The sequence below is a fragment of the Mucilaginibacter sp. genome, from assembly GCF_039207105.1.
GTDB lineage: Bacteria > Bacteroidota > Bacteroidia > Sphingobacteriales > Sphingobacteriaceae > Mucilaginibacter.
On record NZ_JBCECK010000085.1, the window covers coordinates 1 to 5683 of the forward strand.

A 5683-nucleotide genomic window follows, 5' to 3' on the forward strand; every position below is an offset into this window, starting at 1 on the left:
TGATAATACAACTGACGCTGTAATTAAGGTAACCAATGATTTTAACAGCGCCGAAGTAATTGCCTGGAAAAATGGTAAATTTTATTTTGACTATACAGATGTAAATACGGTTTTGCGCCAGATCGGGCGTTGGTACGATGTTGACATTATATATCAGGGAAAAATGCCTCATCAACGGCTTTCAGGCTCATTTTCTAAATACACCAATGCCTCAAAGGCTTTATCTATATTGGAATATGCAGGTGTTAAATTTAAAATTGAAGGGAGAAAGATTATCGTAAAATAATTACCACCAATTAATACTAAACGGTTGCCAGGCTTCCGTCTCATTTTGTTAGCTCAAAAAAAACCGGAGAGTGGTGACACACTTCCCGGTTAAAAGTTTGGGCTAACCGTGAATTTAATCTGAAACAAGGTATTTAGAAACCCAAACCATACAAAAGTATGCAAAATTTTACTTTAAGTGCTTTCTTATCCCATAAGAAAGCACTTCACAAATTTTTCCTGGTTATGAGATTGACCACCTTAGGAATTTTGTTCTGTATCATGCAGGTAAGCGCCGCGACCTTCGCTCAGCGGATTACACTCAGGGCAAAAAACATATCGTACGAAAAGCTATTTAAAACCATTGAGCAGCAAAGTGGCTATACCTTTGTGTATGATCCGGATGTGCTGCGGGCCCTCCCCAATTTTAATATCGAGATCAGTGATGCCAATCTTATTGAGGTTATGGATAGAACGTTGGCCAATAAACCGCTGAATTATAAAATTATTGATAATACTGTAGTTGTACGCCTGAAAGAAACCCCGATAACTATGGTTCAGTCGAACAAGGCAATTCTGATATCAGGCATAGTTACCGGGCAAAACAACCATCCCCTGCCTGGTGTAACTGTTAAGGTAAAAGGTTCAACTATCATAACTGGCTGGGTAACTAATGCCCAGGGGCGGTTTGTAGCCTTGGTCGAATCAAAAGATGTGGTTTTGATATTTTCTTATGTAGGATATCAAACACAAGAGGTTCGGGTTGAAGATATTAAAACACCTGTAGGATTTGCGCTTCAGCTTAAAGAAGATATTGGCAAACTGGATGAGATTCAGATAATTGCTTATGGCCAAACCACCAAAAGATTAAATGTAGGCGACCAAACGACCGTTACATCCAAAGAAATTGAAAAGTATCCCGTAGGTAACATCTTATCGGTATTACAAGGTACCGTACCTGGAATGGTTGTGAGCCAGTCTACAGGGCAGGCGGGCGGAACCTATAACGTGATTATCAGGGGACAAAACGGCCTTAGCACAGGTACAGATCCCTTATACATTGTAGATGGAATACCCTATCAGGGAGGTGGATATTCATCTCAGAAATATAACTTTCTTGGCTCAAACGCACAGGCGTATGATGCTTTAAGCTTTATTAATCCGCAGGATATAGAAAGTGTAAACGTGTTAAAGGATGCAGCAGCTACCGCTATTTACGGATCGCGCGGTGCCAATGGTGTTATCCTGATTACTACCAAGAAAGGCAAAACAGGCAATGCTAAAATTGATGTCAATGTATACAGCGGCATAAGCCAGGCCGTAGCAACGCCTCAGATGCTGAACACACAGCAATATCTGCTTATGCGCCAGGAAGCACGCCGTAATGATAACCAAAAACTTAATGGCGGCCTGCTGCCTGATTATGATATTAATGGGGCCTGGGGCGACACAACACAATATACCAACTGGCCAAAAAAATTTTTAGCAGCTAAAGGGCATACTACCAATGCTCAGCTAAGCATTTCCGGGGGCAGCGATAAAACCTTGTATTTAATTAGCGGTAATTATCGCAACGTTACCAACGTACAACAACTCATTGGTCAGGGAGATCAGACTTCTACCCTGCATTTCAGTTTAAGTTCAGCAAGTAAGGACAATCGCTTTAACATAACATTGACCGGTGGATATACTTATGACAACAATACCATCCCATCTGCCGACCTATCAGGCAGCGCTTCTCTGGCACCGAACGCTCCTGCGTTATTCAACCCCGATGGGACGCTGAATTTTCAGAACAATACTTTTGATAATCCGCTAAGATCAAAATACCTGTTGGCTAAAACCACCGTTTCAAACTTGGTCAGCAGCATGACGCTAAGCTATCAGGTTTTAAAGAATCTGAAAATCCAAACTACTTTGGGCTATAATAAGCAAAGCCTGAATGAGTTTTTAGGATCAACAATGGCATCTTTATCCCCTACACTAATTGGTTTGGGAATTAAAGGATCAAGCAATTTCAGCTTTGATAACATCAGCTCCTGGAGTGTTGAACCTATGGCCATTTATAATACCCACATCGGCAAAGGGGCTTTAACTGTTACCATTGGCGAAAGTTTACAGAAAAAAACAACCGAAGCTACCCAATTACAGGCTAACGGTTACAATAGTGATTTGTTAATATACAATATAGGCGCAGGTACATCGGTAACACCTGTATCCGGTGGATACGGCGCTTATGATTTTAAATTCAACGGTACTTTTGGCCGTATTAATTACAATTGGGAAGATAAATATGTACTTGAGCTTTCGGGCCGCTCCGACGGATCAAGCTATTTTGGCCCCGATCACCAGTTTCACCTGTTTTTCGGTGCCGGTGCCAACTGGATATTTTCATCTGAGAAATTTATAAAAAACGGCGTTCCATTTTTAAGCTTTGGTAAGATCAGGGCCAGCTACGGATCAACCGGTAATGATCAGATTGGCCCTTATAATTATAAACAGATCTACGGAATTTTAACATCTACCACTACAGGCCCATATCAAGGTATAGCCGGTATAAAACCTAATAATCTGGCCAATCCCGATCTTACCTGGGAAACTGTAAAAAAAGCCAACTTAGGTATTGAACTTCAATTTTTAAAAGGCCGCATTGGCCTGGAAAGCAACTACTTTTTAAACCGGACCAGCCATATTTTACAAACTATACCACTGGCATCCACAACAGGTTTCGCCAATATCTATCAAAATATTGATGCAAAAGTTCAAAACAAAGGATTTGACGTTACCTTAAATACGGTCAACATACAGGGTAAAGACTTTAATTGGTCAACAACCGTAACGTTCAGCCGTCAGCGTAATGCGTTGGTGAGCTATCCAAATCCCAATCCGGCAATCCTGCAGAAATTAGGTGCATCTGTAAACACAAGGTTTGTAAACAGGTATGCTGGCGTAAACCCGCAAACTGGTTTATATCAGTTTTATGATAAAGACGGTAACATTGTAAGCACACCTTCAACCAGCGGCAGCGACCAGGTAAAGCTGATTGACCTTAATCCCGACTTTTTTGGTACTGTTGCCAATACCATCAGCTATAAAGGTTTTTCATTAAGTGTTTTATTCCGTGGCATTAAACAACTGGGGGTAAGTCCGTTTGCACAAATAGTGAGCTCGGGCAACAGCCTTTACGCACCAGGTTCAACAGGTATAAACTATCCTGTAGCTGTTTTGAACCGTTGGCAAAAACCTGGGGACAATGCACGCTTTGCTCGTTTTTCAAGCACTTTGCTTGGCCCGGTAACGATCAATAAAAACAATATTAACCCTAATCTGGATGCCTACTACAGTGATGCCTCATACATCCGTTTGCAAAATGCCTCTTTATCTTATCAGCTACCATCGCAGATAGCCGGCAAGCTGCATCTTAAAAACCTGCGCATTTATGCCTTAGGCGAAAACCTGGCCACCATAAGCAATTATGAACTGGGAGATCCTGAAACACAATCATATCTCAGGATACCACCATTAAGAACAATTACCCTTGGATTACAAGCAACCCTTTAAAAAGAAGCAATCATGAAAACCAAATATATTTTCTTAAAACCTTTGGCTATAGGCGCTATAAGTATCTTACTACTAAACCAAGGCTGCAAAAAGGCAGTTGAGGTTGGTAAATCAAAAGCTGTGGTATTTAGCGAAGATGTTTACTCCAGCAATAACGGAGCGCAATCTGTTGTAGCAGGCATATTTACCAGTATATCTGGCGGAGCGCCGTTGTACAACAGCGCAAGCGATGTCAGTTTAACTATGGGACTGGCTTCTGACGAATTAACTAATATTTCTTCAAGTACAGTTTATGCTCCTTTTTATCTCAATAATTATACTCCTCTTGTACCTCCACCTTTTTGGGTTGAGATTTATAAAGAAGTAATGCTATGCAACACCGCCATTGAAGGCATAAATGCTTCTTCAAAAATTACAGCCAGCGTAAAAAAACAGTTAATAGGCGAGCTTAAGTTTCTGCGCGGCTTTGCGTACTTCTACGCAGTGAATTTGTACGGTACCCCTCCACTTATATTAACTACAGATTACAAGATCAGCAACACGGCAAGTGGAAGCACATCGTCGGCCATTTATGCGCAAATTGTACAGGATTTTACAGATGCTCAAAATTCATTGGCCGACGGTATATATGTTGACGCTTCAGGTACCACTGTAACAGACCGTATCAGGCCTAATAAACAAGCCGCAAGTGCTATGCTGGCCAGGGTTTATCTGTACATGCAGGATTGGAAAAATGCCGAAGCACAAGCATCGGCTGTTATTTCAAGTGGTAACTATACACTGGTAAGCAACCTTAACCAAGCATTTTTGAAAGCAAGCAGAGAAACCATATGGGCATTACAGCCGGTTTCAACCGTAAATACCAATACTTATGACGGACCGGCTCTGGTAGTAACTGCTCTTTATAAATCGTCAGCTCAGTTTGCTATCACTTCTACCTTACAAAGCGCCTTTGAACCAGGAGATAACCGTGCAACAAATTGGGTAGGTACTTTTACAACAGCATCAGCACCTGTAACTACTTTTTACTATGCCAATAAGTATAAGTCAAATTTATTAAATAATCCTGTTGTTACCGAATATCCTGTTGTTTTGCGCCTGGCAGAGCAATATCTTATCCGTGCTGAGGCTCGTGCAAATCAAAATAATATCAGTGGTGCTGTTAGCGACCTTAATGCTATACGCGCACGTGCACGCCAAACTCCTACCAGCCTGCCCGACTACGCCAGTACTATTAACAAAGATGATTGCTTGTCCGACGTTATGCATGAACGCCAGGTTGAATTATTCTCTGAATGGGGACACCGATGGTTCGACCTGAAACGTACCGGTAAACTGGATGCCGTTATGAACGTTACAGCGCCAGTCAAAGGTACAACCTGGAGTAGTTATAAGCAATTGATGCCCATACCATCAAATGATATTATTGCCAATCCTAATTTAAAACAAACTCCTGGCTACAATTAATGACTACCCCCTATTATAAATAGCACCCGCAGCAGGGCCATTCGGCCCTGCCGGGTTTTGGTATCAACCTATTAAACAACAACACTCATCATGAAAACAAAAATTATTGCGCTGTTTACCACAGGGCTTTGCATTTCCAGCCTGCACAGTATGGCCCAAAACCAGCCGTTTATTATTAATGGCAAGCTGCAAAATGTGTCACCGCTACCAACAAAAATATACCTGACCGAATTGCTTGCCGGAACACTTCAGAAACATACCGACAGCACAATAGTTACTAATGGCACCTACCAGTTTAAAGGTGAGCTGACCGTTGATGAAGCCGTAGGTATAACGCTTAGCGCAGGCATTAAAGCTGATCCTGTTAAAGATCTTACACTTTATATAGACA

3 protein-coding genes and 1 pseudogene are annotated in these 5683 nt (G+C 41.6%); all 4 read left to right on the forward strand.

Going from position 1 to position 5683, the window contains the following annotated elements; all coding sequences use genetic code 11:
* The coding region (locus tag AAGC65_RS16490; RefSeq protein ID WP_343113562.1) for a DUF4974 domain-containing protein at positions 1–286 on the forward strand (286 nt) is incomplete at its 5' end.
* Positions 287–510: 224 nt separating this feature from the next.
* On the forward strand, positions 511–3825 hold the full coding sequence (locus AAGC65_RS16495; protein WP_343113563.1) for a SusC/RagA family TonB-linked outer membrane protein: 3315 nt from the start codon (positions 511–513) through the stop codon (positions 3823–3825).
* Between the two features lie 12 nt (positions 3826–3837).
* Positions 3838–5292, forward strand: a complete 1455-nt coding sequence (locus AAGC65_RS16500) for a RagB/SusD family nutrient uptake outer membrane protein (protein WP_343113564.1) — start codon at positions 3838–3840, stop codon at positions 5290–5292.
* Positions 5293–5382: 90 nt separating this feature from the next.
* A pseudogene (locus AAGC65_RS16505) lies at positions 5383–5683 on the forward strand (hypothetical protein); the annotation flags it as partial.